The sequence below is a fragment of the Enterobacter sp. SORGH_AS_0287 genome, assembly GCF_031453695.1.
GTDB classification, from domain to species: Bacteria; Pseudomonadota; Gammaproteobacteria; order Enterobacterales; family Enterobacteriaceae; genus Enterobacter; species Enterobacter ludwigii.
The window spans coordinates 211857-235742 of the sequence record NZ_JAVIZW010000001.1 but is presented as its reverse complement, the minus strand read 5'-3'; the positions used below and the strand labels follow the sequence as shown (position 1 = coordinate 235742).

24 protein-coding genes are annotated in these 23886 nt (G+C 55.7%); 2 read left to right on the top strand and 22 right to left on the bottom strand.

Annotation, left to right across the window (positions count from 1 at the left end; translation table 11 throughout):
- Window positions 1–5 precede the first annotated feature (5 nt).
- From QE396_RS01095 to pdxB, 14 genes are all read right to left on the bottom strand, one after another.
- Entirely contained in the window at window positions 6–722 is a 717-nt protein-coding gene (locus QE396_RS01095; protein WP_008502590.1) for an ABC transporter permease, read from the bottom strand.
- Window positions 719–1405 carry a histidine ABC transporter permease HisQ gene (locus QE396_RS01090; protein ID WP_020883127.1) on the bottom strand — a complete coding sequence of 229 codons (687 nt, stop codon included), beginning with the start codon at window positions 1403–1405 and terminating at the stop codon, window positions 719–721. The genes QE396_RS01095 and QE396_RS01090 overlap by 4 nt, the downstream gene beginning before the upstream one ends.
- Before the next feature lie 88 nt (window positions 1406–1493).
- Window positions 1494–2276, bottom strand: coding sequence for a histidine ABC transporter substrate-binding protein HisJ (gene hisJ / locus QE396_RS01085; RefSeq protein ID WP_309949663.1), 783 nt, complete (start codon window positions 2274–2276; stop codon window positions 1494–1496).
- A 226-nt stretch (window positions 2277–2502) separates the two neighbouring features.
- Complete coding sequence (gene argT, locus QE396_RS01080; RefSeq protein WP_014171026.1) at window positions 2503–3285, bottom strand: lysine/arginine/ornithine ABC transporter substrate-binding protein ArgT; 783 nt, start codon at window positions 3283–3285, stop codon at window positions 2503–2505.
- A 290-nt stretch (window positions 3286–3575) separates the two neighbouring features.
- Window positions 3576–4145: a UbiX family flavin prenyltransferase gene (locus tag QE396_RS01075; protein ID WP_014171027.1), complete on the bottom strand. Its 570-nt coding sequence runs from the start codon at window positions 4143–4145 to the stop codon at window positions 3576–3578.
- An 89-nt stretch (window positions 4146–4234) separates the two neighbouring features.
- Entirely contained in the window at window positions 4235–5752 is a 1518-nt protein-coding gene (gene purF, locus QE396_RS01070; RefSeq protein WP_014171028.1) for an amidophosphoribosyltransferase, read from the bottom strand.
- A 36-nt stretch (window positions 5753–5788) separates the two neighbouring features.
- Window positions 5789–6277: a colicin V production protein gene (gene cvpA, locus QE396_RS01065; protein WP_000262116.1), complete on the bottom strand. Its 489-nt coding sequence runs from the start codon at window positions 6275–6277 to the stop codon at window positions 5789–5791.
- A gap of 212 nt (window positions 6278–6489) precedes the next feature.
- Window positions 6490–7191, bottom strand: coding sequence for a cell division protein DedD (gene dedD / locus QE396_RS01060; RefSeq protein WP_014171030.1), 702 nt, complete (start codon window positions 7189–7191; stop codon window positions 6490–6492).
- Window positions 7181–8449 (bottom strand): bifunctional tetrahydrofolate synthase/dihydrofolate synthase, encoded by a 1269-nt coding sequence (gene folC, locus QE396_RS01055; RefSeq protein ID WP_047366490.1) that lies wholly within the window; start codon window positions 8447–8449, stop codon window positions 7181–7183. The genes dedD and folC overlap by 11 nt, the downstream gene beginning before the upstream one ends.
- Before the next feature lie 67 nt (window positions 8450–8516).
- The gene (gene accD / locus QE396_RS01050) at window positions 8517–9422 is read right to left on the bottom strand and encodes an acetyl-CoA carboxylase, carboxyltransferase subunit beta (RefSeq protein WP_020883123.1); all 906 of its coding nucleotides are present in this window, start codon (window positions 9420–9422) and stop codon (window positions 8517–8519) included.
- Window positions 9423–9576: 154 nt separating this feature from the next.
- Window positions 9577–10236, bottom strand: a complete 660-nt coding sequence (locus QE396_RS01045; RefSeq protein WP_014171033.1) for a DedA family protein — start codon at window positions 10234–10236, stop codon at window positions 9577–9579.
- A 28-nt stretch (window positions 10237–10264) separates the two neighbouring features.
- Window positions 10265–11077: a tRNA pseudouridine(38-40) synthase TruA gene (gene truA / locus QE396_RS01040; protein WP_047366491.1), complete on the bottom strand. Its 813-nt coding sequence runs from the start codon at window positions 11075–11077 to the stop codon at window positions 10265–10267.
- Entirely contained in the window at window positions 11077–12090 is a 1014-nt protein-coding gene (locus QE396_RS01035; RefSeq protein ID WP_014171035.1) for an aspartate-semialdehyde dehydrogenase, read from the bottom strand. Before QE396_RS01035 ends, truA begins: the two co-directional genes overlap by 1 nt.
- A gap of 67 nt (window positions 12091–12157) precedes the next feature.
- The gene (gene pdxB / locus QE396_RS01030) at window positions 12158–13294 is read right to left on the bottom strand and encodes a 4-phosphoerythronate dehydrogenase PdxB (RefSeq protein WP_020883119.1); all 1137 of its coding nucleotides are present in this window, start codon (window positions 13292–13294) and stop codon (window positions 12158–12160) included.
- Between the two features lie 114 nt (window positions 13295–13408).
- On the opposite strand from pdxB, the gene flk reads away from it, so the two are divergent.
- A complete protein-coding gene (gene flk / locus QE396_RS01025) occupies window positions 13409–14413 on the top strand; it encodes a flagella biosynthesis regulator Flk (protein WP_025203569.1) in 1005 nt (334 codons plus the stop codon).
- Between the two features lie 76 nt (window positions 14414–14489).
- On the opposite strand, the gene QE396_RS01020 is transcribed toward flk, so the two are convergent.
- Window positions 14490–15668 (bottom strand): MFS transporter, encoded by a 1179-nt coding sequence (locus QE396_RS01020; protein ID WP_020883117.1) that lies wholly within the window; start codon window positions 15666–15668, stop codon window positions 14490–14492.
- 205 nt (window positions 15669–15873) lie between these two features.
- Window positions 15874–17091: a beta-ketoacyl-ACP synthase I gene (fabB, locus tag QE396_RS01015; protein WP_014171039.1), complete on the bottom strand. Its 1218-nt coding sequence runs from the start codon at window positions 17089–17091 to the stop codon at window positions 15874–15876.
- A gap of 158 nt (window positions 17092–17249) precedes the next feature.
- Here fabB and mnmC point away from each other — a divergent pair, with 158 nt between their 5' ends.
- Entirely contained in the window at window positions 17250–19247 is a 1998-nt protein-coding gene (gene mnmC / locus QE396_RS01010) for a bifunctional tRNA (5-methylaminomethyl-2-thiouridine)(34)-methyltransferase MnmD/FAD-dependent 5-carboxymethylaminomethyl-2-thiouridine(34) oxidoreductase MnmC (RefSeq protein WP_309949650.1), read from the top strand.
- Between the two features lie 50 nt (window positions 19248–19297).
- Here mnmC and QE396_RS01005 read toward each other — a convergent pair whose 3' ends face one another.
- From QE396_RS01005 to prmB, 6 genes are read right to left on the bottom strand one after another with little or no spacing between them, the layout of a single operon-like run.
- Entirely contained in the window at window positions 19298–19576 is a 279-nt protein-coding gene (locus tag QE396_RS01005) for a YfcL family protein (RefSeq protein ID WP_020883115.1), read from the bottom strand.
- A 13-nt stretch (window positions 19577–19589) separates the two neighbouring features.
- The gene (locus QE396_RS01000) at window positions 19590–20135 is read right to left on the bottom strand and encodes an elongation factor P hydroxylase (RefSeq protein WP_020883114.1); all 546 of its coding nucleotides are present in this window, start codon (window positions 20133–20135) and stop codon (window positions 19590–19592) included.
- The gene (locus QE396_RS00995; RefSeq protein ID WP_014171043.1) at window positions 20135–20944 is read right to left on the bottom strand and encodes a sulfite exporter TauE/SafE family protein; all 810 of its coding nucleotides are present in this window, start codon (window positions 20942–20944) and stop codon (window positions 20135–20137) included. Before QE396_RS00995 ends, QE396_RS01000 begins: the two co-directional genes overlap by 1 nt.
- The gene (mepA, locus tag QE396_RS00990; protein ID WP_014171044.1) at window positions 20944–21768 is read right to left on the bottom strand and encodes a penicillin-insensitive murein endopeptidase; all 825 of its coding nucleotides are present in this window, start codon (window positions 21766–21768) and stop codon (window positions 20944–20946) included. Before mepA ends, QE396_RS00995 begins: the two co-directional genes overlap by 1 nt.
- 2 nt (window positions 21769–21770) lie before the next feature.
- Window positions 21771–22856, bottom strand: coding sequence for a chorismate synthase (aroC, locus tag QE396_RS00985; protein WP_025203566.1), 1086 nt, complete (start codon window positions 22854–22856; stop codon window positions 21771–21773).
- A gap of 60 nt (window positions 22857–22916) precedes the next feature.
- Window positions 22917–23849: a 50S ribosomal protein L3 N(5)-glutamine methyltransferase gene (prmB, locus tag QE396_RS00980; RefSeq protein WP_014171046.1), complete on the bottom strand. Its 933-nt coding sequence runs from the start codon at window positions 23847–23849 to the stop codon at window positions 22917–22919.
- Window positions 23850–23886: the final 37 nt, after the last annotated feature.

Below are 23886 nucleotides of genomic sequence, written 5' to 3'. Positions count from 1 at the left end.
CATTCTCAGTGCGTCGAAGAAGGTTTTATATGCTGCAACCAGCGTTTTTCTGCCTTACGGAACAGGCTAATCAGGACGTATGAAATTATCAAATAAAGCACTGCCGCAATACCGAATGCGGTAAACGGCTGATAGGTTGCCGAGTTAATATCCCGGGCAATCTTCAGTAAGTCCGGCACCGTGGCGGTAAAGGCCAGCGCCGTGGAGTGCAGCATCAGAATCACTTCGTTACTGTACGCCGGTAACGCAATACGCAGCGCCGACGGCAGAATGATGCAACGGTAAAGCTTCACGGAGGAGAAGCCGTACGCACGCGCCGCTTCAATTTCACCGTACGGGACAGAGCGAATCGCCCCTGCGAAAATCTCGGTGGTATAGGCGCAGGTATTGAGCGTCAATGCCAGCACCGTACAGTTCAGACCGCTGCGGAAGAACGCATTGAGCATTTCAGTGCCTTTTACGATCTCAAGCGTGTACATCCCCGAATAGAACACCAGCAGCTGCACGTATAGCGGCGTACCGCGAAACACATAGGTAAACAACCAGATTGGGAACTGGATAAATTTATTGTTCGACACACGACCAATGGCAAGAAATACCGCCAGAATGCCGCCCATCACCACGGAGGAGATCAGAAGCCAGAGCGTAATGGCGACGCCGGTGAAGCGATAGCCATCTGTCCACAGCAGCGATTTCCAGTATTCCTGAATAATCTCAATCACAGATCAGCCCTCTTCACACCCACGGAGTAGCGACGTTCGAGCAGAAGCAGCACACCATTGGAGGCGGTCGTAAAGACCAGATAGATTACGCCACATACCACCGCAAAGTAGAACGGTTCCCAGGTGCTTTTGCCGGCAAGCTGGGTCGCTTTCACCACATCTTCCAGGCCAAGCAGAGAGACCAGCGCGGTTGCCTTAAGAATAACCTGCCAGTTGTTACCGATACCTGGAAGCGCATAGCGCATCATGGCCGGGAACATGATTCGACGAAACGTCTGTGAGGAGGTGAAACCGAATGCGGTTGCCGCTTCAATGTGGCCTTTCGGCACAGCCATATACGCGCCGCGGAAGGTTTCGGTGAAGTAGGCCCCGTAGATAAAACCGAGCGTAATAATACCGGCCACCATCGGGTCGATATCGATTTGTCCCATACCCATTGCGTCCGTCACGCTGTTAAGCGCAATCTGCAGACCGTAAAAGATCAGAAGCATCAGCACCAGATCGGGAACACCGCGAATCAGCGTCGTATAGCCTTCAAAAATCAGCGCCAGCGGCTTGTTAGCCGAAAGCTTCGCCCCTGCGCCCGCCAGACCTATCAGCACCGCCAGCACCACGGAGCTGAGAGCCAGCTCAAGGGTGACAAGCGCGCCCTGTAAAATAACGCCAGAAAATCCGTACAGCATACCGCGAGCCCTGTCGTATCGTGAGTGGTGGAACCGTGTCTTTTCCCCTCCCACAGTGGGAGGGGCTGCACGTTATTTGACGGGGCGATTAGCCGCCGTAAACATTGAAATCGAAGTATTTTTTCGCAATTTTCTCGTACGTGCCGTCAGCGCGCATTTCGGCAAACGCTTTGTTCAGCGCTTCACGCAGTTCGTTGTCTTCCTTGCGCAGGCCCATACCGGTGCCTACACCAAACAACTTCACATCCTTGATGGATGGACCGCCAAACTTATAGTCTTTGCCGACCGGCTGCTTCAGGAAGCCTTCGCTCGCCGCGACTTCATCCTGGAATGCTGCGTCAATGCGACCTGCCGTCAGGTCAGCGTAGATATTTTCCTGGCCCTGATAAGAGACGATTTCAATCCCTTTCGGTGCCCAGTGTTCGTTACCGTAGGTTTCCTGAGTGGTCCCCTGCAGCACGCCCACGCGTTTGCCTTTCAGCGACTCGAGAGTGGGCTGAATGTCGGAAGATTTGGCGACGACCAGACGTGAATCTGCCGCGTAGAGTTTGTCCGTGAAAGCAATCTCCTGCTGGCGTTTTTCAGTAATGGAGAGCGAGGACATAATCACGTCGATTTTTTTCGCTTTCAGCGACGGGATCAGCGCATCCAGTGGGTTCTCAACGTAGGTACACTGCGCTTTGATGCGTTTGCACAGTTCGTTGGCCAGATCGATGTCAAAACCAACCAATTCACCTTTAGAATTCTTCGATTCGAACGGTGCATAGGTAGGATCGGTACCGATTCGAATTTTCTGCGGAATTGCTGCGAATGCCGCGGTGGCGCTGGAAAAGGCCAGCATCAGAGAAAGTGACAATACTAGTTTTTTCATATCTGTCCTCAACAAACTGTCTACATACGGGATTTTTACGACGACGGGGTGGTGCTAATGTGCCATCAATCCCCTCCGTCAGGCAAAGAATAATGCCTTTGAGCCGGGATTTTTTGCATTATAAATGCGTAAGTATGCACACAGCGATCCAATACAGTGCATTAATTGCACCATATTGGATCATCCCGCCCGACAATGCACCTCAGCAGTGCATTGTCGTCAGGTATTAGTCACCGTAGACGTTGAAGTCGAAGTATTTCTTCGCCAGTTTGTCGTAGGTACCGTCTTTACGCAGCTCAGCAAACGCTTTGTCGAAGGCGGCTTTCAGCTCGGTATCATCCTTACGCAAGCCGATACCCGTACCGTCACCAAAGTACTTTTTGTCTTTCACGGACGGGCCAGCAAAAGCGTACTCTTTGCCCGCTGGCTGTTTCAGGAAGCCTTCGCTCGCGGCGACTTCATCCTGGAATGCCGCATCCAGACGGCCTGCCGCCAGGTCAGAGTAGATCAGATCCTGGTTCTGGTACGCCACCACGTCGACGCCCTTTTCACGCCAGTTCGCATTAGCAAACCCTTCCTGCGTTGAGCCCTGAAGCACGCCGACATGCTTGCCTTTCAGCGAGTCGATGGTGGGTTGAATCGGGGAGCCTTTAGCGGCAATCAGACGTGAATCTGCAGCGTAAAGCTTGTCAGAGAAGGCAATCTCCTGCTGACGTTTTTCGGTGATAGAGAGAGAAGAGATAATGGCGTCGATTTTCTTGGCTTTCAGCGACGGGATTAACGCATCAAAGTCGCTGCCCACCCATGTGCATTTCACCGCAATGCGTTTGCACATTTCATTTCCCAGATCGATATCAAACCCAACGAAATCGCCTTTCGCATCCTTGGAAGAGAATGGCGCGTAGGTTGCGTCTGTACCGATACGAACTGTCTGTGGAAGCGCTGCGTAGCTACCTGCTGCCGCACTTAACCCCACCAGCAAAGACAGAGCCAGAACCGTCTTCTTCATACATTTACCCTCAAGTACCGTGATTTTATTATGTATTGTGTTGTGTGTTGTGTTGCAGGCTTCTCTTGCAGGTCTTATGCCACATTGCCGTCTGGTGAAAAGTTCGACGTTAAATATGTTAATAAAACGTTGCGATATTGCCTTAATGGTGAAAGATAGCAGGTCTGCCGAACGAACCGGAAAGAGAAAAAGGGAAAAAGCGAATTAAATGTCGAGGATATGATCGCCGTTGCATAATTGCCCTGAAACAGGGCACGTTATCTTTTCATGCACGCTGTGGGTGCACAGATTCAGGCACCCTGCCAACGGGTGAAAAGGTCTTCAGGCAGGTCGATATCAAACTGATCGAGAACGCGGTTAACCGTCTGATTAATCACATCATCCAGTGAAACGGGTCGGTGATAGAACGCCGGTACCGGTGGCATGATCACCGCGCCGAGTTCAGCAGCCTGAGTCATTAAACGCAGATGTCCCAGGTGCAGCGGCGTTTCCCGCACGCAGAGAACCAGAGGACGGCGCTCCTTCAGCACCACGTCCGCGGCGCGGGTCACCAGCGTGTCGGTATAGCTGTTTACAATGCCGGAGAGCGTTTTAATGGAACAAGGCAGGATAACCATACCCGCCGTTTTAAACGAGCCAGAGGAGATGCTGGCGGCGATATCGCGGGCATCGTGAACCACATCCGCCAGCGCCTGGACATCACGCAGTGAGAGGTCGGTTTCAAGAGAGAGGGTCTGACGTGCCGCCTGGCTCATGACCAGATGCGTTTCCACTTCTGCCACGTCACGCAGCACCTGTAACAGACGTACGCCGTAAATCGCGCCACTGGCACCACTGAGCCCAACAATGAGTCGTTTCATGATTTTCGCCCTAACTGATTTCAGGGCAGACTGTGCAGGATTTTACGGGGAGTTGCAAGTGAGGGCAAATGCCCTCACTTGCACAGACATCAACCTTCGTTGTGCATCTCTAAACTTTCGAGATCGTTTTGCAGCTGGACGGCCTTCGCATCGTCGTTGCGCAGCGAATCAAGGTAGTCGAGGTACTGCTGGTCAACGTCTTTCGTCACGTAGACGCCATTAAACACGGAGCATTCGAACTGCTGAATATCCGGGTTCTCAGCGCGTACTGCGTCGATAAGATCGTTCAGATCCTGGAAAATCAGGCCGTCGGCACCGATGATCTGACGAATTTCGTCCACTTCACGACCGTGAGCGATCAGCTCGTTGGCGGTTGGCATATCGATGCCGTACACGTTCGGGAAACGAATTTCCGGTGCGGCTGAGGCCAGATACACTTTCTTCGCACCCGCTTCGCGCGCCATCTCAATAATCTGTTCTGAGGTGGTGCCGCGAACGATGGAGTCATCCACCAGCAGGACGTTTTTGTCGCGGAACTCAGCGCGGTTTGCGTTCAGTTTACGACGCACGGACTTACGGCGCAGCTGCTGACCCGGCATGATAAAGGTACGACCAACGTAGCGGTTTTTCACAAACCCCTGACGGTATGGCTTGTCCAGAATGCGGGCGATTTCCAGAGCGATATCGCAGGACGTTTCCGGAATAGGAATAACGACGTCGATATCCAGATCGTCCCATTCGCGGGCAATCTTCTCGCCAAGTTTTGTCCCCATGTTCACGCGCGCGCTGTAGACGGAAATCTTGTCGATAAACGAGTCCGGACGGGCGAAGTAAACATATTCAAACAGGCACGGATTGCTCACCGGGTTGTCAGCACACTGGCGGGTGAACAGCTGGCCCTTCTCAGTGATATAGACCGCTTCGCCAGGCGCAACATCACGCAGGAACTCGAAGCCCAGGGTATCCAGCGCCACGCTTTCAGAGGCAACCATGTATTCGGTACGACCATCACCGAGATCGCGCTTACCGAGCACCAGCGGGCGGATGCCGTTTGGATCGCGGAAGGCAACCATCCCGTGGCCGATAATCATCGCCACGCAGGCATACGCACCACGGATCTGGCGGTTAGTCGCGGCAACGGCGGCAAAAATGTTGTCTGCTTCCAGCGGGTAGTGACGGAAGTTATCCAGCTCGCTGGCAAAGATATTGAGCAGAATTTCAGAATCAGAGGTGGTGTTAATGTGGCGACGTTTCTCTTCGAACAACTTCTTACGCAGCTCGTGCGCGTTGGTCAGGTTGCCATTGTGGGCAAGCGTGATGCCATACGGTGAGTTGACGTAGAAAGGCTGAGCCTCAGAGGCGCTGGAACTGCCAGCAGTAGGATAACGAACGTGACCGATCCCCATATTACCTTGCAGACGCTGCATATGGCGGGCTTCAAACACATCATTTACCAGACCATTCGCCTTACGTAAACGGAAGCAGTTGTTTGCATCAATGGTGATGATACCCGCAGCATCCTGCCCACGGTGCTGAAGCACCGTTAACGCGTCATAAATCGACTGGTTTACCGGCATGAAACCGGCGATACCGACAATACCGCACATTCGTCTTTTCCTCGTTAAGCCACATCTCAGAGCGCATTACGCTCTGGGCAAGAAACTCGACGAGCTTTGCAGATAGTCAAAGAACCATCTGATGATGAAACTGAACTCTGGAATGAGCTGCGATTTTTGCCAGTCTTCACTTTTGGAGAACCCGGTAAAGGTATCCAGGAAGAACAGGATCGCGGCCACAATCAGCACGCCTCGTAGTGCGCCGAAACAGATCCCGAGTACCCTGTCTGTTCCTGACAGACCGGTTTTCTCGACCAGCTGACCTATCACGTAATTTACGATAGCGCCGACAATCAGCGTCGCGATAAACAGCACCGCGATAGCGATTCCATTTCGGACCAGTTCATCTTCAAAGCCCGTGAACCAGACAGACAGGTAAGTGTAGTAATGACTGGCAACAAAGAAAGCACAACCCCAGGTTACCAGCGATAACGCTTCACGAACAAAGCCACGGATCAGGCTAACCAGACAGGAAAAACCAATCACCGCAATGATGGCGTAATCAATCCAGACCATATGTGTCCCACGATTTAACGCCCTGTCATCCAGTTCGGGGCGAATTCTAACAGAAAAAGAAAACGTTTGCGTAGGGATTTCCTTCCCACGCGTAAATAAAAAAGGCGCTGAAAAAATGTTCAACGCCGTGGCTTTTTACGTCTCTGTGGACGTCTGCCGTCACTCTTCCCCCCCACCTTCTCTTCATAGAAAGGATAAGGGTGAGGGAGGGGTTAGTTCGCGCTGTAGCTCATCACCACACCGCTCAGGCCGGAGATCTGCTTCAGCTCACCCAGCGATCCTTTAAGCTTATCTTTGGACGCTTCTGGCCCCACGAGAATACGGGTAATTTTACCCTGTACCGGCGTGGAAGGTGAAGTGTAAACACGATATCCCGCACTGCGCAGTTTACCCACGACCTCATTGACCTTATCGGCATTTTTCAGCGCACCCAGTTGCACGACGTAGGCTTTGCCCGTCGGTGCGGCTTCCTGCTGAGCCGGTTTCGCCGGAGGCGGTGTCTCAGTCGCTGCGGCAAGCTGTTCGCTCGTTTTATCACGCTGCGGTTTCGGCTGCGTTTTTTCGACCGGCTTCGGTTTCTCAGCCGGTTTAGGCTGCACGACCGGAACCGGTACAGGATCGATATCGTTGGTGTTGCTCGCCGCCAGACGAGACGGATCAAGAGACGGCGCAGCCGCATCACCCGCGCGAACCTCTTCCGCTGCGCCTTCCGGCGGCTGAGCAGGAAGGGCCTGTGTCGCCGCAGGCAGCATATCCGGCTCGTCGCGATCGCCCGGTTTCGGTACCAGAGGAATGGCTGCAAACTCATCCTGATAGTGCTTTTTCTGCCCGTCGAGCAGGCCCGGGAGAATAATGACTCCCAGCGCCACCAGCACTATTGTTCCTGCTAAACGGTTCTGAAACTTACTCGCCACCGGTTCTCCCCGCGTCCATCACGTCCATGACATGTGCCACCGTGTGGAACGAACCACACACCAGCACGGTATCTTCTGGTTTAGCATCCGCCATCGCGGCATGCCAGGCCTGAGCCACGCTATTATAGATTGCGCCTTTGCCGAGATGTTCCATCAACTGCTCAGCGGTCGCCCCGCGTGGCCCCTCCAGAGGAGCACAATACCAGCTATCGACCACACTCTCCATGCAGGCCAGCGTACCGCCAATATCTTTATCATGAAGCATACCGATAACCGCCAGCACGCGCCCGGTTTTTGGTAACGATTTGAGACGTCCCGCGAGATACGCCGCGGCATGCGGGTTATGCGCCACATCGAGGATCAGGCGCGGTGACTCGCTGACAATCTGGAAACGCCCGGGCAGAATCGCCCGCTCAATGCCCTCGCCAATCGCCTGCTCGCTCACCGCCAGACCGCTTGCGCGCAGTGCCGCCAGCGCGGTTGCCGCGTTAGGCTGCGGCACCTGCGGCAATGGCAGGTTGTCCAGTGCGCCCTGCGCATCGCTAAAGCGCCAGCCGTCTGCCTGAACCTCATACTGCCAGTCTACGCCACGGCGCAGCAGACGCGCACCCGTCTCATTCGCCACCTCTGCAATGGTGTGCGGCATATCCGGCTCGCCGACCACAGCAGGTTTATTCGCCCGGAAAATCCCGGCTTTCTCGCGACCAATGCTTTCGCGATCCGGCCCCAGCCAGTCGGTATGATCCAGCGCAATGCTGGTCACGACGGCCACATCCGCATCCACCATGTTGGTGGCATCAAGACGCCCGCCGAGGCCGACTTCCAGAATCACCACGTCCAGCTGCGCCTGCTTAAACAACCACAGTGCCGACAGGGTGCCGTATTCAAAATAGGTTAATGAAATTTCACCGCGCGCGGCTTCAATTTCCGCGAAAGAGGCAGTATGTGCTGATTCCGGCAGCTCGCGGTTTTGCACACGCACCCGCTCGGTATACCGCACGAGGTGTGGAGAGCTGTAAACGCCAACCTTATAGCCTGCTGCCATCAGGACAGATTCCAGCGTGCGGCACGTCGTGCCTTTACCGTTCGTTCCGGCAACGGTGAACACAAACGGCGCTGGTTTCAGTACGTCGAGACGCGCGGCAACCTGGCTTACGCGCTCAAGCCCCATATCGATGGTTTTACTGTGCAGGTTTTCCAGATAAGAAAGCCACGCGGCCAGGGGCGACGTGGCTTGGGGAATGCTTTTATTTTCCATGATGCCCGGTCATTAACAGTTGAGAAAGCAAAAGGGCAGCGCCATCCGGCCCTGCCCTTTTCAGTTATCAGGCCTCGGGTTCCTGATCCGGCACCACCACGCCTTCGCGCGGCTCGTCCGGGTTCGGCGCTGGCAGATTCATCAGCTTCGCCAGGATGCTTGCCAGTTTCAGGCGCATCTCCGGACGGCGGACGATCATGTCGATAGCGCCTTTCTCGATGAGGAACTCACTGCGCTGGAAGCCCGGCGGCAGTTTTTCACGTACGGTCTGTTCGATGACGCGTGGACCCGCAAAACCGATCAGCGCTTTCGGCTCAGCGATGTTCAGATCGCCCAGCATGGCAAAGCTTGCGGAAACGCCACCCATCGTCGGGTCGGTCAGCACGGAGATGTACGGTAAACCGCGCTCCTGCATTTTCGCCAGCGCAGCAGAGGTTTTCGCCATCTGCATCAGCGACATCAGCGCTTCCTGCATACGTGCACCACCGGAAGCGGAGAAGCAGATCAGCGGGCAGTTGTCTTCCAGCGCCTGCTCAACGGCACGCACAAAGCGCGCACCCACGACAGAGCCCATTGAGCCACCCATAAAGGAGAACTCAAACGCGGCAGCCACCACCGGCATCGTGTGCAGGGTGCCTTTCATGACGATCAGCGCGTCTTTCTCGCCGGTCTCTTTCTGTGCAGAGGCCAGACGGTCTTTGTATTTTTTGGAATCACGGAACTTCAGCACGTCTTTTGGCTCAAGCTCGCTACCCAGTTCTACCAGAGAACCTTCGTCCAGCAGGCTATGCAGGCGATTACGCGCCGTCATACGCATGTGGTGGTCACACTTCGGACACACCTCAAGATTGCGTTCCAGCTCTGCGCGGTACAGAACCTGGCCGCAGCTATCACACTTCGTCCATACCCCTTCAGGAATGCTCGCTTTACGAGTCGGGGTTATGTTGCTTTTAATTCGTTCAATCCAGCTCATTGATAACCTTTCTGCTTGAACCTGGTCGTATGCCAGTTTTGCTATAAGAGGCGAATAATGCCATTTTTGCCTCCAACAGACCATGAATGTTGCACATTAAAACATAACAGCCCGAAACTTTGGATAAAAAAGTGGTCGAACCGCCAGTATGCATTTACTTCGCTTGCTTTGCTGCCGCACGTCGGTGACGGATAATCTCAATAACCCCAGGCAGTACCGAAAGCACAATAATCGCTACAATCAGTAACTTAAGGTTTTCCTGGACCACCGGGAGATCGCCAAACAGGTAGCCGGCGTAGGTAAACAGGAGCACCCACAGCAGCGCGCCAACAACGTTATATGCCGCAAAGTGACGATAGGACATATGCCCCATTCCCGCCACAAACGGTGCAAATGTACGCACAATAGGCACAAAACGGGCAAGGATAATGGTTTTGCCGCCATGACGTTCATAGAATGCATGGGTTTTGTCGAGATAGCTGCGACGGAAAATTTTCGAGTCCGGATTGCTGAAAAGCCGCTCACCAAACACCCGTCCAATCGTGTAGTTCACCGCATCACCAACAATCGCGGCGATAACCATCAACACAACCATCAGATGCACATTCAAATCGTTAGTCGGTAACGCGGATAACGCGCCGGCCACGAACAGCAGTGAATCCCCCGGCAGGAACGGGGTGACAACCAGACCGGTTTCACAGAACAGAATGAGGAACAGAATAGCGTAAACCCAGACGCCGTACTGCGCGACCAGCTCCGCCAGGTGAACATCAATATGCAGGATGAAATCAATCAAAAAACGTATTACGTCCATTTTGTCTAAGCCTTAATTGCACCTTTGATTAGTCCGCTAAAAACAGCGGGCCCATTGGCGGTTTCGGCAGGTCAAACCGATCCGGATAGTCTACCGAGACCAGATACAGCCCTTCCGCTTTCGCCGTGGCTGCCGCAAGCGTTCTGTCCTTCGCTGCCAGCAGTTCTGCAATCCAGCTCTCCGGCTGGTGTCCGGCACCCACTTCCATCAGGCTGCCCACAATATTCCGCACCATATGATGTACAAAGGCATTGGCTTTGATATCCACCACCACATACGCGCCATAACGGCTGACGTTTATGTGCATGACATTACGCCACGGCGTACGGGACTGGCACTGCACCGCACGGAACGAGGTAAAGTCATTTTCACCAATCAGACACTGCGCCGCACGATGCATACGTTCAGCATTAAGCGGTTCATAAAAATGCGTCACGCCCTGGCTTAACACCGCCGGACGCAGACGCTGATTGTAGATGACATAGCGGTAACGGCGCGCGGTGGCGCTGAAACGCGCATGAAAATCTTCGGGAACATCTTTAACCCAACGAACCGCAATGTCTCCAGGTAAATTCGCATTCACCCCCAGCGTCCATGCGGCGTCCTTTCGCACAGCGGTGGTTTCAAAATGAACCACCTGCCCCGTGCCGTGAACGCCGGCATCCGTACGCCCGGCACAGAAAACGACTATCGGTTCGTTCGCCACCTGAGAGAGCGCTTTTTCCAGTTTTTCCTGGACGCTGCGCACCTCATTTTGACGCTGCCAGCCATAATACTTACTGCCATCGTACTCAATACCGAGGGCAATTTTATGAACAGGCTTGTGATCCACGTCTGACATCAGTACAGGTACTCCTGCACGAGTTTCTCCGCAATTTTCACCGCCATCAGCGCGCCGCCAAAGCGAACGTTATCGGCAACTGACCAGAACTGGATCTGCTCAGGCATTCCGTAATCGTTACGCACGCAGCCAACAGACAGATGTGCGCTACCGGTCGCATCACCAACCTGCGTCGGGAACTCACTCTCTTCGGAGAGGGCGATATCCTCACCGCGACCAAACGCGTCACGCGCTTCTTCTGCGGCGAGCGGGCGCAGCGCTTCAAAACCGACCATCTGTGCGTGGCCGTAGAAGACAGGAGACTGCACGCAGCTGGCAGAGATCATCAGGCCATCATCCTGCAGGATTTTGCGGACTTCATCGACAATACGGCGCTCTTCGCGCACGCTGCCTTCGCGATCCGGCAGCAGTGGCAGCATGTTAAACGCCAGCTGGCGACCAAAATAGTCGTCTTCATCAATCGGAACGCCGCTCAGCAATTTCGCGCTCTGCCCGGCCAGCGCGTTAACCGCTTGCTTGCCGTTGGCAGACGCAGACAGCAGGCTGGTAACGAAGATACGCGACAGGCCGCCTTCGTCGATCAGCGGTTTCAGCGCGGTAAGCAGCTGACTGGTCAGGCTGTTCGGTACGGCGATAACGTTGCGGTTACGGTAGTCTGCCAGCACAAACGGGTTCACATCCGGCACCACCAGCGGCACATCCGGCTCAAGCGCGAACAGACCGCTTAAATCAATCACCAGACAACCCGAGTTGGTGGCCTCTTCAATGTAAGACGCCGTAGCCTCAGCACCGGCTGCAAAAAACGCCAGCTGCGCCTGAGTCCAGTCGAACCCGGCCGCATCCTGAACCATGACAGATTTACCGCCAAAACGCAGATGTTCACCCGCGCTATCTGTACGCGCCAGCGCATAGATATCACCCACCGGGAACTGACGCTCAGCAAGGGTTTCGAGCAGGGCTTCACCCACGGCACCCGTGGCACCTAAAATGGCAATGTTCCAGCCTTCAGACATGGTGGTTTACTCCAGAAATAAAAAAGCGTCCCTGTCGGAGTATCCAACAGGGAGCATTAAGAAGACATTAATGTGCCGGGTGATGAACGGCGTTAAAACCCAGTTTATGCAGCTGCGTCGCAGCCGTTGCGTCGTCGCAAATCACATACAGGGAAGACCACTCGCGGCGCTCAACATAGTTCTTGCGCAGCTTATCAAACTCACCCGGAATACCCGCCACTTTACGCAGCAGCGCGTCATCGCGGCGCACATCATACACCAAATGGACCAGTCGTTTCAGCGTTGCCTGATCGAGTGGCCCGTGCAGGGTAATGCGGCCAAATTCAGGCGCAGGCAGTAAGGTATCCAGCGCCACCTGCTGTGGATGGCCGATAAAGGCGCTATAGGCCTCAAAGACCTGCGTCGTGCCGCGGGCTTTTCCTTCAAGGGTATAACCGGCTATATGCGCCGTTGCGACGTCCACCTTGTTAAGCAGCGCAACGTTAAGCTCAGGCTCCGGCTCCCAGACGTCCAGCACCACGCTAAGCGCCTGCCCCTCTTCCAGACATTTCAGCAGCGCAAGGTTATCGACCACCGGACCCCGGCAGGCATTTATCAGAATAGTGCCAGGCTTCAGACGACGGATCAGGGCTTCGTCAGCAAGGTGCAGCGACTTATAAGGCCCCTCTTTAAACAGCGGCGTATGGAAAGTGATCACATCGCACTGTGCAACCAGTTCATCCAGCGAACGGAAGTCGCCTTCATCACCGTTGTCTTTACGCGGCGGATCGCACAGCAGAGTGCGAATGCCTAACGCCTCAAGACGTTTATGCAGGCGCCCGCCCACGTTGCCCACACCAACAATCCCGACGGTACGGTCCTGCAACGCAAAACCGTCGCGCTCTGCCAGCATCAGCAGAGAGGAGAAGACATATTCCACGACCGCAATGGCGTTGCAGCCCGGCGCGGCTGAAAAACCGATCCCCGCCTGCTTAAGCCATTTATCATCCACATGATCCGTCCCTGCCGTTGCGGTCCCGACAAATTTCACCGCTTTGCCGGAGAGCAACGCCTCATTTACTTTGGTTACCGAGCGCACCATCAGCGCGTCTGCATCATCCAGCTCGTTTACCGGGATCGGCCGACCCGGGACAGCCTTAACGTTGCCGAGGCGGCTAAAGAGCTCGCGGGCATAAGGCATATTTTCATCAACGAGGATTTTCACGTCTGAGTACCTGTTTGAGAGGAAGAAAACCCATCAAGTGTGCCATAATCTGGCCGCCAGGCATATACGTCTGCCAGGTTTACGCTGAGTTTTGACTTTAAGGATTTTTTGACGATGCAGCCCATTTCAGGTACGCCGCCGCGCCCTCCGGGTGAAGGCCCTGTCACGCCAAACGTTGCAGGCGAACAACCGCTATCCACACAACAGCGCACCGTGCTGGAGCGACTGATCACGCGCCTGATCGCGCTGACGTCGCAGCAAAACGCGGAAGTCTGGGCTGGGGTAAAGCACGATTTAGGTGTCAGGAACGACGCACCTTTGCAGTCGCGCCATTTCCCTGCTGCCGAGCAAAATCTGAACCAGCGGATTGATACTGCACAGCAGAATCACAGCACACGCCAGATTGTCTCGCAGCTGACCGAGCTGTTGGGCCAGGGAAATAACCGCCAGGCGGTGAGTGATTTTATTCGCCAGCAGTTTGGTCAGACCGCCCTGAGCCAGCTGACCCCGGAACAGCTCAAAACCGTACTGACGCTGCTGCAAACCAATCAGCTGTCAATTCCACAGCCTCAGCAACGCCCTGCGACCGAGCGTCCGCTGCTGCCTGCCGAGCACAACACGCTCAAGCAGATGGTGACCAAGCTGGCCGCCGCCACCGGCGAACCGACGAAGCTTATCTGGCAATCAATGCTGGAACTCTCCGGCGTAAAAGCGGGCGAGCTGATCCCGGCGAAACAGTTTACGCATCTGGTGACCTGGCTACAGGCGCGTCAGACGCTCAGCACCCAGACCGCTCCAACCCTGCACACGGTTCAGGCGGCACTTAAGCAGCCGCTGGAGCCGAACGAATTTGACGCCATTCGTGATTACGCCCAGCAGACCTGGCAGGCCACACCGCAAACGGTACTGACCACCGCGCAGGTGCAGGATGTGCTCAACCAGATTTTCGTTCGCCGCGCCGAACGCGAAGGGGGCGTGCCGGAAGCACGAAACATTCAGCCAATCTACAATCCGCTGTTTGCGCCGGTGGTGGAAACGTTCAGAACCCTCTCTGCCCGTCCAGGATTGATGTTTATTGCGTTAATGATTGCACTGGCGATTTTCTGGCTGGTCGCATAACGGTTTCGCCCGGTGGCGCTACGCCTGCCGGGCCGACAGCACACCGGGGAAGGCTTGCCGCCCCGGCACTTAACCGCTAAGACTGACGAAACGCCACCAGCGTCACCACAATGCCCACAACCGCTGCAACCGCGCCCGCCAGGAAAACAGACGGATACCCGAACGACGTCGCTAACAGACCTGCCAGCGGCCCGGTTACCCCGTATGAGATATCCTGAAACGCCGCATAGCCGCCAAGCGCCGTGCCACGCACCTGTGGGGCGACACGTTTTACCACCTCCACGCCCAACGCCGGGAAAATAAGCGAACATCCGCAGCCGGTCAATGCCGCGCCTAACAACGCTACGGACGCAACGGGTGCACTCCACAGTAACAGCAGACCCAGGGTTTCAATCACCAGTGATGCCACTGCAACCTTCACGCCGCCAAAACGATCCGGCATCCAGCCGAACAGCACGCGCATTAAGACAAATGCGCCACCAAAGGCGGTCAGCGTAAAACCTGCCATCGCCCAGCCGCGGCTCACAAAGTAGAGCGAGACGAACGTACCAATTACCGCAAAACCGACGCCCTGCAGGGCCAGGCCAAGGCCCGGCTGCCAGATTTGGCCCACCACGCTCCACAAAGACGGGCGCTCCCCTTTATGGGCAGGGACTTTACGCACCGGACCGTTGAATGCCCATGCCAGCAGCGGCAGCATCAGGGTGGTCGCTGCCAGCGCGGCAAAGCCAAAGTGGCTGTGGATAAGCAACCCGAGCGGGGCGCCTGCGGCAAGCGCGCCATAAATGGCCATGCCATTCCACGACATGACTTTGCCGGAGCGCGCAGGCCCCACCAGTCCCATACCCCATGTCAGCGTACCGGTCAGGAGCTGGCTTTCACCAAAGCCCAGGATTAAACGCCCCACGATCAGCAGCGCAAATTTATACGCAGCGTCAACCGGCAGGAGAGCGGCCAGCAGCCATGCACCTCCCGCCAGACCACAGGCAAACATGCCCTGTAACGCCGAGCGTTTTGCCCCGTGCTGATCCGCCAGACGTCCGGCATAACCGCGGGTTAATACCGTAGCCAGAAACTGAATACCCACGGCGACGCCGACCATGGTGTTGCCATAGCCCAGCTCCTGATGAACAAACAGCGGGATCACCGGCAGCGGCAGGCCGACGGTCATATAGGTCAGGAACACCGCAAACGCGATGCGAAACAGCGAGACGTTCGCTGAAGAGGTTGTTTCTGTTTGAGTGACTGCAGTCATGCTTTACTCCGAAATGAAGAGTAAGGCGGGGAAAAACCACGCCCCCTCTTCCTGATAACCAGGATTTAGGTGCGTTGGTTGACGTTGAACGCTTACGCATTATCGTGAGGATAATGTTGAGGTAGGAAGTTTGCCTGCGAGATCAGCCGCTTGTCAATGCATAAAAAAAGGAGCCGTCAGGCTCCCCTTTTGAATCAGTCAGAACTTATGCGTTGTACTTACGCATCACCAGCGTGGCGTTAGTACCGCCGAAACCGAAGCTGTTGGACATGACGGTAGTCAGTGTCGCTTCTTTTGGCTGGGTCACGATGTTCAGACCTGCGGCCTGCTCGTCCATCTCGTCAATGTTGATGCTTGGGGCGATAAAACCATTTTCCAGCATCAGCAGAGAGTAGATCGCTTCCTGAACGCCAGCAGCACCCAGAGAGTGACCGGTCATGGCTTTGGTCGCGGAGATAGCCGGGCTGTTGTCGCCGAACACTTCACGGATCGCACCCAGCTCTTTCACGTCGCCTACCGGAGTAGAGGTACCGTGGGAGTTCAGGTAGTCGATTGGTGTGTCAACGCCGTGCATCGCCATCTTCATGCAGCGCACTGCGCCTTCACCGGATGGAGCCACCATGTCAGCGCCGTCAGACGTTGCACCGTAGCCCACGATCTCAGCGTAGATGTGCGCACCACGCGCCAGCGCGTGCTCCAGCTCTTCAACCACAACCATACCGCCGCCGCCTGCGATAACGAAACCGTCACGGTGCGCATCATAGGTACGGGATGCTTTATCCGGAGTTTCGTTATATTTGGTGGACAGTGCCCCCATTGCGTCGAATTCACAGGCCATTTCCCAGCCCAGTTCTTCGCCGCCGCCAGCAAACACGATATCCTGTTTACCCAGCTGGATCTGCTCAACCGCATTACCGATGCAGTGTGCGGAGGTCGCACAGGCAGAGCTGATGGAGTAGTTAACGCCGTGGATTTTGAACGGGGTCGCCAGGCAAGCGGAAACCGCTGAACCCATGGCTTTAGTCACAACATAAGGACCTACCGCTTTCAGACCACGTGGGCTACGCATTGCGTCGGCACCAAAGACCTGCGCTTTAGATGAGCCACCGGAACCGGCGATCAGACCTACGCGTGGGTTGTTCTGGTAAACTTCCGCGCTCAGACCCGCATCCGCAATCGCTTCCTGCATGGAGAGATAAGCATAAATAGAGGCATCGTTCATGAAACGAACCACTTTACGGTCAATCAAACCGGTGGTGTCCAGTTTGACGTTACCCCATACGTGGCTACGCATACCTGAATCTTTAAACTCTTCAGAGAAAGTGATCCCGGAGCGTCCTTCACGCAGAGATGCCAGGACTTCCTGCTGGTTATTACCGATGCTGGAAACGATGCCCAGGCCAGTAATCACTGCACGTTTCATTCAATACCTCTGTAAGTCGCACTATATTAAGTTTCGAGTCGCACAATAGCGTACACTTGTACGCCGAACAAGTCCGATCAGACATTTTCTGCGGAAATTTGCACCGATGGACGCACATCGTTAAGATCGTGTCACTGCCTGTCAGACGAGTAACTTACGTGAAACAAAACGCTATACAACCCGCCAACCTCGAATTCAACGCTGAGGGTACACCTGTTTCCCGAGATTTTGATGACGTCTACTTTTCTAATGATAACGGACTGGAAGAAACCCGCTATGTTTTCCTCGACGGAAACCAGTTAAACGCCCGTTTCCCCACGCATCCGCGCAGTCTGTTCGTGGTCGCTGAGAGCGGGTTTGGTACCGGTCTGAATTTTCTCACCCTCTGGCAGATGTTCGATCAGTTTCACGCTGCTCACTCTGACGCTACACTGCAAAGATTACATTTCATCAGTTTAGAAAAATTTCCGCTCACCGCGCATGACCTTCGTCTCGCCCATCAGCACTGGCCGGAACTTGCGCCATGGGCGGAGCAGCTTCAGGCGCAGTGGCCGCCGCACCTCGGCGGCTGTCATCGTCTGCTGCTGGACGGCGGGCGCGTCACGCTGGATCTGTGGCTCGGCGACATCAATGAACTGACCGATAAGCTTGATGATTCAATGAATCAGAAAGTGGACGCATGGTTCCTTGATGGTTTTGCCCCCGCCAAGAATCCGGACATGTGGAGCCAGCATCTGTTTAACGCAATGGCACGCCTGGCGCGTCCTGGCGCAACGCTCGCGACCTTCACCTCGGCAGGCTTTGTCCGCCGCGGATTGCAGGAGGCCGGCTTTACCATGCAAAAGACCAAAGGTTTTGGTCGCAAGCGCGACATGCTGGTCGGAAGAATGGATCAGACGCTGGAGATCCCCGCTCAGACGCCCTGGTTTTCACGCAGCGCCAGCACATCACGAGAGGTAGCAATTGTCGGCGGCGGGATTGCCAGCGCCCTGCTTTCGCTCGCGCTTTTACACCGTGGCTGGCAGGTAACGCTCTACTGCGCCGACGACGCGCCGGCAAAGGGCGCTTCCGGCAACCGCCAGGGGGCGCTCTACCCACTGTTAAGCGCTCACGATCCGGCGCTGAGCCAGTTTTTCCCGGTAGCCTTTACCTTTGCCCGGCGCCTGTATGATGCCCTGCCTGTGGCGTTTGACCACGACTGGTGTGGCGTTACGCAACTGGGCTGGGATGAGAAGAGCCAGCAAAAAATCGCGCACATGTTGTCGCTGGGTCTGCCGCTCGAAATTGCCCGGGCGGTGAATGCGCAGCAGATAACCGAAACCGCGGGCGTCGATACGGGCTGCGACGGTATCCACTATCCGCTCGGTGGCTGGCTGTGTCCGGCAGATCTGACGACGGCAGCCATTGCGCTGGCGCAGTCGCGCGGGTTGACGGTGCACTATTCCCGCCAGGTCGCCTCACTTCACCACACGGAGCACTGGAACCTGCATTTCACCACCGGCGAAGAGGCGCAGCATACCTGCGTAGTGCTGGCCAACGGTCACCCTATCAGCCAGTTCAACCAGACGGAAAAGCTGCCGCTTTACCCTGTCGGCGGCCAGGTCAGCCATATCCCCACCTCGCCAGCGCTGGAAAAACTGCAGCATGTACTCTGCTACGACGGCTATCTGACGCCACAAAATCCGTCCAACGGCCACCACTGCATTGGTGCCAGCTACCATCGCGGTGAGACCGACATGCGCTACAGCGAAGACGATCAGCAGCAAAATCGCCAGCGCCTGCTCAACTGCTTCCCGCAGGCCGACTGGGCAAAAGAGGTTGATATCAGCGCCGGTGACGCGCGCTGTGGCGTACGCTGCGCCACCCGGGACCATCTGCCGATGGCGGGAAATGTGCCTGACTATGAAGCAACGCTTGAGGCCTATCAGGATCTTGCTGAAAACCGTGATACCGCGGTGAGTGCGCCAGTTTATCCGCAGCTGTTTATGCTCGGGGGACTCGGTTCACGGGGATTATGCTCAGCGCCGTTGCTGGCCGAAGTGCTGGCGGCACAGATGAGTGATGAGCCCGTTCCGCTGGACAGCGTTACGCTTGCGGGGCTCAATCCCAACCGTTTGTGGGTACGGAAGTTACTGAAAGGAAAAAGGGTGAAGTAACGTGCGGGCCGATGTCCTCCCTCTCCCACCGGGAAAGGGAGGAGAAATGACTACCTGGCTTTTGCCTGCTGGAACAGGGTGTCCCACATACCCAGCACTAATGACTGGTCACGCGGAGAGAGTTCCCCTGCCTGGATCGCTTTCTCCAGGCTGCGGCTCACTTCATCATGAATGGCCTCGGCAGAGTGATCGTCCCCTGCTTCCAGCTCAGCGACAGCCAGCGTCAGGTGACCACGCAGATAACCGCTGGCGAACAGCTCATCATCACTGGCGTGTTCCACCATGTCATCAATTAACGCCAGAATGCGTGATTCAAATTCTGCGATCATCTTCTTTCCTCTGTTAAAGATCTTCCGGCCAAGGGAAGCATTCCGCCGTGATCTCCGGCGTGTGGTAATAATTCTGTAAGGCCTCGATCAGGCGCGCCGGACGTTCCGGGATGCCTTTCTCAAGATACTCCATCACCTGCGCATGAACGCGGCGCTGGAAGACAATACGGTCTGGCTCGACCTCTCCTTCGAGGTTGTCACAGCTGACGTTGAACGGGAAACCTGCCGCCACACAGAATAACCATTCCAGCGCCTGCGGTTTCACCTCCACATCTTCAAACTGGCTCTGCGTGGCGGCGTCACGGCCGTCCGGACAATACCAGTATCCGAAGTCCACCTGCTCACGACGCGCTTTCCCCGCTATACACCAGTGCGAAATCTCGTGTAACCCGCTGGCGTAAAAGCCGTGCGCGAACACGATACGGTTATACGGCACGTCCGCATCAGCAGGAAGATAGATCGGTTCGTCGTCGCCTTTAATCAGACGGGTATTAAAATCATCAGCAAAACAGCCATCAAAAATCTCAATCAGCTGTTCGTATTTATGCGTTGTGTTCATTAATTCATTCCCAGCCAGGTGAGGATCTCTTGTCCATGGCTGTCATAAAGCAGTTTGGCACTCATGACCGCTGAGACGACAACAATCATCGGGCGAATGAGCTTCTGTCCTTTGCTTAATACCAGACGCGAGCCCGCGCGTGCGCCTAAAAACTGCCCTGCCATCATCACAAATCCGGTTGCCCAGATAACTTTGCCACCAATGATAAACAGCAGCAGGCCGCCGACGTTTGACGTCGCATTGAGCACTTTGGCGTGGGCGGTGGATTTAGCGAGGTTAAAGCCGGCCAGCGTCACGAACGCAAGGGCATAGAACGAGCCTGCTCCGGGGCCAAAGAAGCCATCGTAAAACCCGACGCAGCCACCCGCGATAAGAGCGAACGGCAGGCCATGCAGACGACGCTGCCGGTCTTCTTCCCCGAGCTTTGGCATCAACAAAAAGTAGAGACCGATGCAGATAACCAGAATGGGGAGGATCTGGCGCAAAATATCGGACTGTACATGCTGAACCAGCAGTGCACCCGAGGTCGAGCCAATAAAGGTCATCAGAATATTGAGCTTCTGGTCAGCCAGACTGACGACCTTACGGCGAATAAAATAGAGTGACGCGGAGAGCGAGCCGCCGCACGCCTGAAGCTTGTTAGTGGCGAGCGCCTGTGCCGGGCTCATGCCCGCGGCCAGCAGCGCCGGTACGGTTAACAAACCACCGCCGCCCGCCAGAGCATCAATAAATCCGGCCAGCATCGCCACAAAGAAAAGCACCACCAGCAGAAGCGGCGACACCATAAACAGTTCGACGAAATTATCCATTAAAGTACATGCTCATCCAGTAGCGCCTGGCAGGAAGGCGGCAACGGAGGCGGTGTCTTCTTCTCAGGCTTAGAGGTTCCAGGTTTTGCCGGCTCAAACCAGCTCTGCAGTTCCGCACCACAGCCATCGCCTGGCGGGGGTAACGGCTGATCTTCACATTCCAGGCTGTTTGCCGGGCAGCGCAGACGAACGTGCATATGTGCACGATGCTGGAACCACGGGCGCACTTTACGCAGCCAGTCGCGATCGGTGCCGGCATCCAGGCAGAGCTGCTGCTTGATGGCCGGGTTCACGAAAATCCGCGTGACATCGTTATCTTTCGCCGCCAGCTTAATCATGCTGAAGACGTCCTGCGTCCACAACGATGGCACGACGTTTTTACCGTCGCGCGCCACCAGATCCAGCGCCTGCGGTTTCAGCAACTGGGCTGAACTCCAGCGCGCTTTCGGCAGTTGCAGGAAGATATCGACATCGAGACCGGTCTGGTGACTGGCGTGTCCGCCGTTGAACCGACCGCCGGCAGGCATCCCCATATCGCCAATCAGCATCGTGCCCAGCCCCAGGTTATGCACCTGGTTTCCCAGACGCTGGATAAACAGCACCAGATCCGGGTGGCCAAAATAACGACGCTGGTCGGTACGCATCACCTGATAGGTATCGGACTGCAGCGGAAGTTCCTGTGCCCCAACGATACAGCCGTTCGAGAACGCGCCAATAGACTGCGCGCTGCCCGCCACAGGATGGGTGATTTTCTGCCATGGCGTCGCGGCCAGACTGGCTCCACTGGCAAGCAGTGCCAGCAGAGCAATGACGGTTTTTTTCATGTTTACCAGCGTGGAATGGTGGTCGTCACATCCGCATTCTGCGCGCGCTGGCGCAGGAAGTGATCCATCAGTACGATCGCCAGCATCGCTTCTGCGATCGGCACCGCACGGATCCCCACACAGGGATCGTGACGTCCTTTAGTGATCATCTCAACTTCTTCGCCAGAGCGGTTAATCGTGTGGCCTGGCACGGTAATGCTGGAAGTCGGTTTCAGCGCAATATTGGCAATAATCTGCTGACCGCTGCTGATACCGCCGAGGATGCCGCCCGCGTGGTTGCTCTGGAAACCGTCTTTGGTGATTTCGTCGCGGTTCTGGCTGCCCCGCAGCGCAACGACGTCAAAACCGTCGCCAATTTCTACGCCCTTCACCGCGTTGATGCTCATCAGTGCGTGAGCGATGTCCGCATCCAGACGGTCAAATACCGGTTCACCCCAGCCTGGCGGTACGCCATCAGCCACGACGGTGACTTTGGCACCAATGGAGTCGCCCTCTTTTTTCAGGCCACGCATCAGTTCGTCCAGCGCTTCCAGCTTATCTGCATCGGCACAGAAGAACGGATTTTGCTCGACCAGATCCCAGTCTTTGATAGCCAGTGGAATATCGCCCATCTGGGTCAGACAGCCGCGGATCACAATGCCAAATTTCTGCTGCAGATATTTTTTGGCGATAGCCCCTGCCGCAACGCGCATCGCGGTTTCACGGGCAGACGAACGTCCGCCGCCGCGATAATCACGGAAGCCATACTTTTGTTCGTAGGTGTAATCGGCATGTCCAGGACGGAACACATCTTTGATGGCGCCGTAATCCTGCGAGCGCTGATCGGTATTTTCAATCAGCAGCCCGATGCTGGTGCCGGTGGTGCGGCCTTCGAAAACGCCGGAAAGAATTTTGACCTGGTCCGGCTCGCGACGCTGCGTGGTGTAGCGAGAAGTCCCCGGACGACGACGGTCGAGGTCGTGCTGTAAATCGGCTTCGGTCAGTTCGATGCCTGGCGGTACGCCGTCAACGATACAGCCCAGTGCCAGCCCGTGCGATTCACCAAAGGTGGTCACCCGGAATAATTGTCCAATACTGTTTCCTGCCATCACGGCTCCGATGTCGTTATTTGTGTTTGAGCGTTGTGAAACGGGCCGAAGCCCGCTGGATTAATCTTTGTAAATGCTGAAGTATTCGCGCGCGTCAAGCAGCTGCGCTTTGGTCAGCATAAAGACGCCGTCACCGCCGTTATCGAACTCGAGCCAGGTGAACGGCACATCCGGGTACTGCTCTATCAGATGTACCATGCTGTTGCCCACTTCACAAATCAGAACACCGTCGTCGGTCAGATAATCCGGCGCGCAGGCCAGAATGCGACGGGTAAGCTTCAGGCCATCAGAGCCTGACGCCAGACCCAGCTCCGGCTCGTGGCGATATTCGTTTGGCAGATCGGACATGTCTTCCGCATCAACATACGGCGGGTTGGTGACGATCAGATCGTACTGCAGCGTTGGCAGATCGCGGAACAGATCGGAGCGGATTGGCGTAACGTGATGGATCAGACCGTGCTCTTCAATATTGTGCTCGGTAACAGCCAGCGCATCGGTGGAGATATCCACGGCATCCACTTCCGCTTCCGGGAAGGCGTACGCACAGGCAATCGCGATACAGCCGCTGCCGGTACACATATCAAGGATATGCTCTGGCTGATGGTTAATCAGGCCTTCAAAGTGGTTGTTGATCAGTTCGCCAATCGGCGAGCGCGGCACCAGAACGCGTTCATCAACATAGAACTCGTGTCCACAGAACCAGGCTTTGTTGGTCAGATAGGCAACCGGAATGCGCTCGTTAACGCGGCGGATAACACGCTCCACGATACGGTGCTTTTCGCTGGAGGTCAGGCGTGCGGTACGCATGTCTTCCGGAATGTCGAGCGGCAGGTAGAGGGACGGCAGCACCAGTTGAACGGCCTCATCCCACGGGTTATCGGTACCGTGCCCGTACCAGATATTTGCGGCGCTGAAGCGGCTAACCGACCAGCGCAACATGTCCTGTATGGTATGCAGCTCGTTTACTGCTTCATCGACAAAAATTTTATCCACTCTTTCCTCCAGGGCATGCTCGCATAATTTTCGGCGG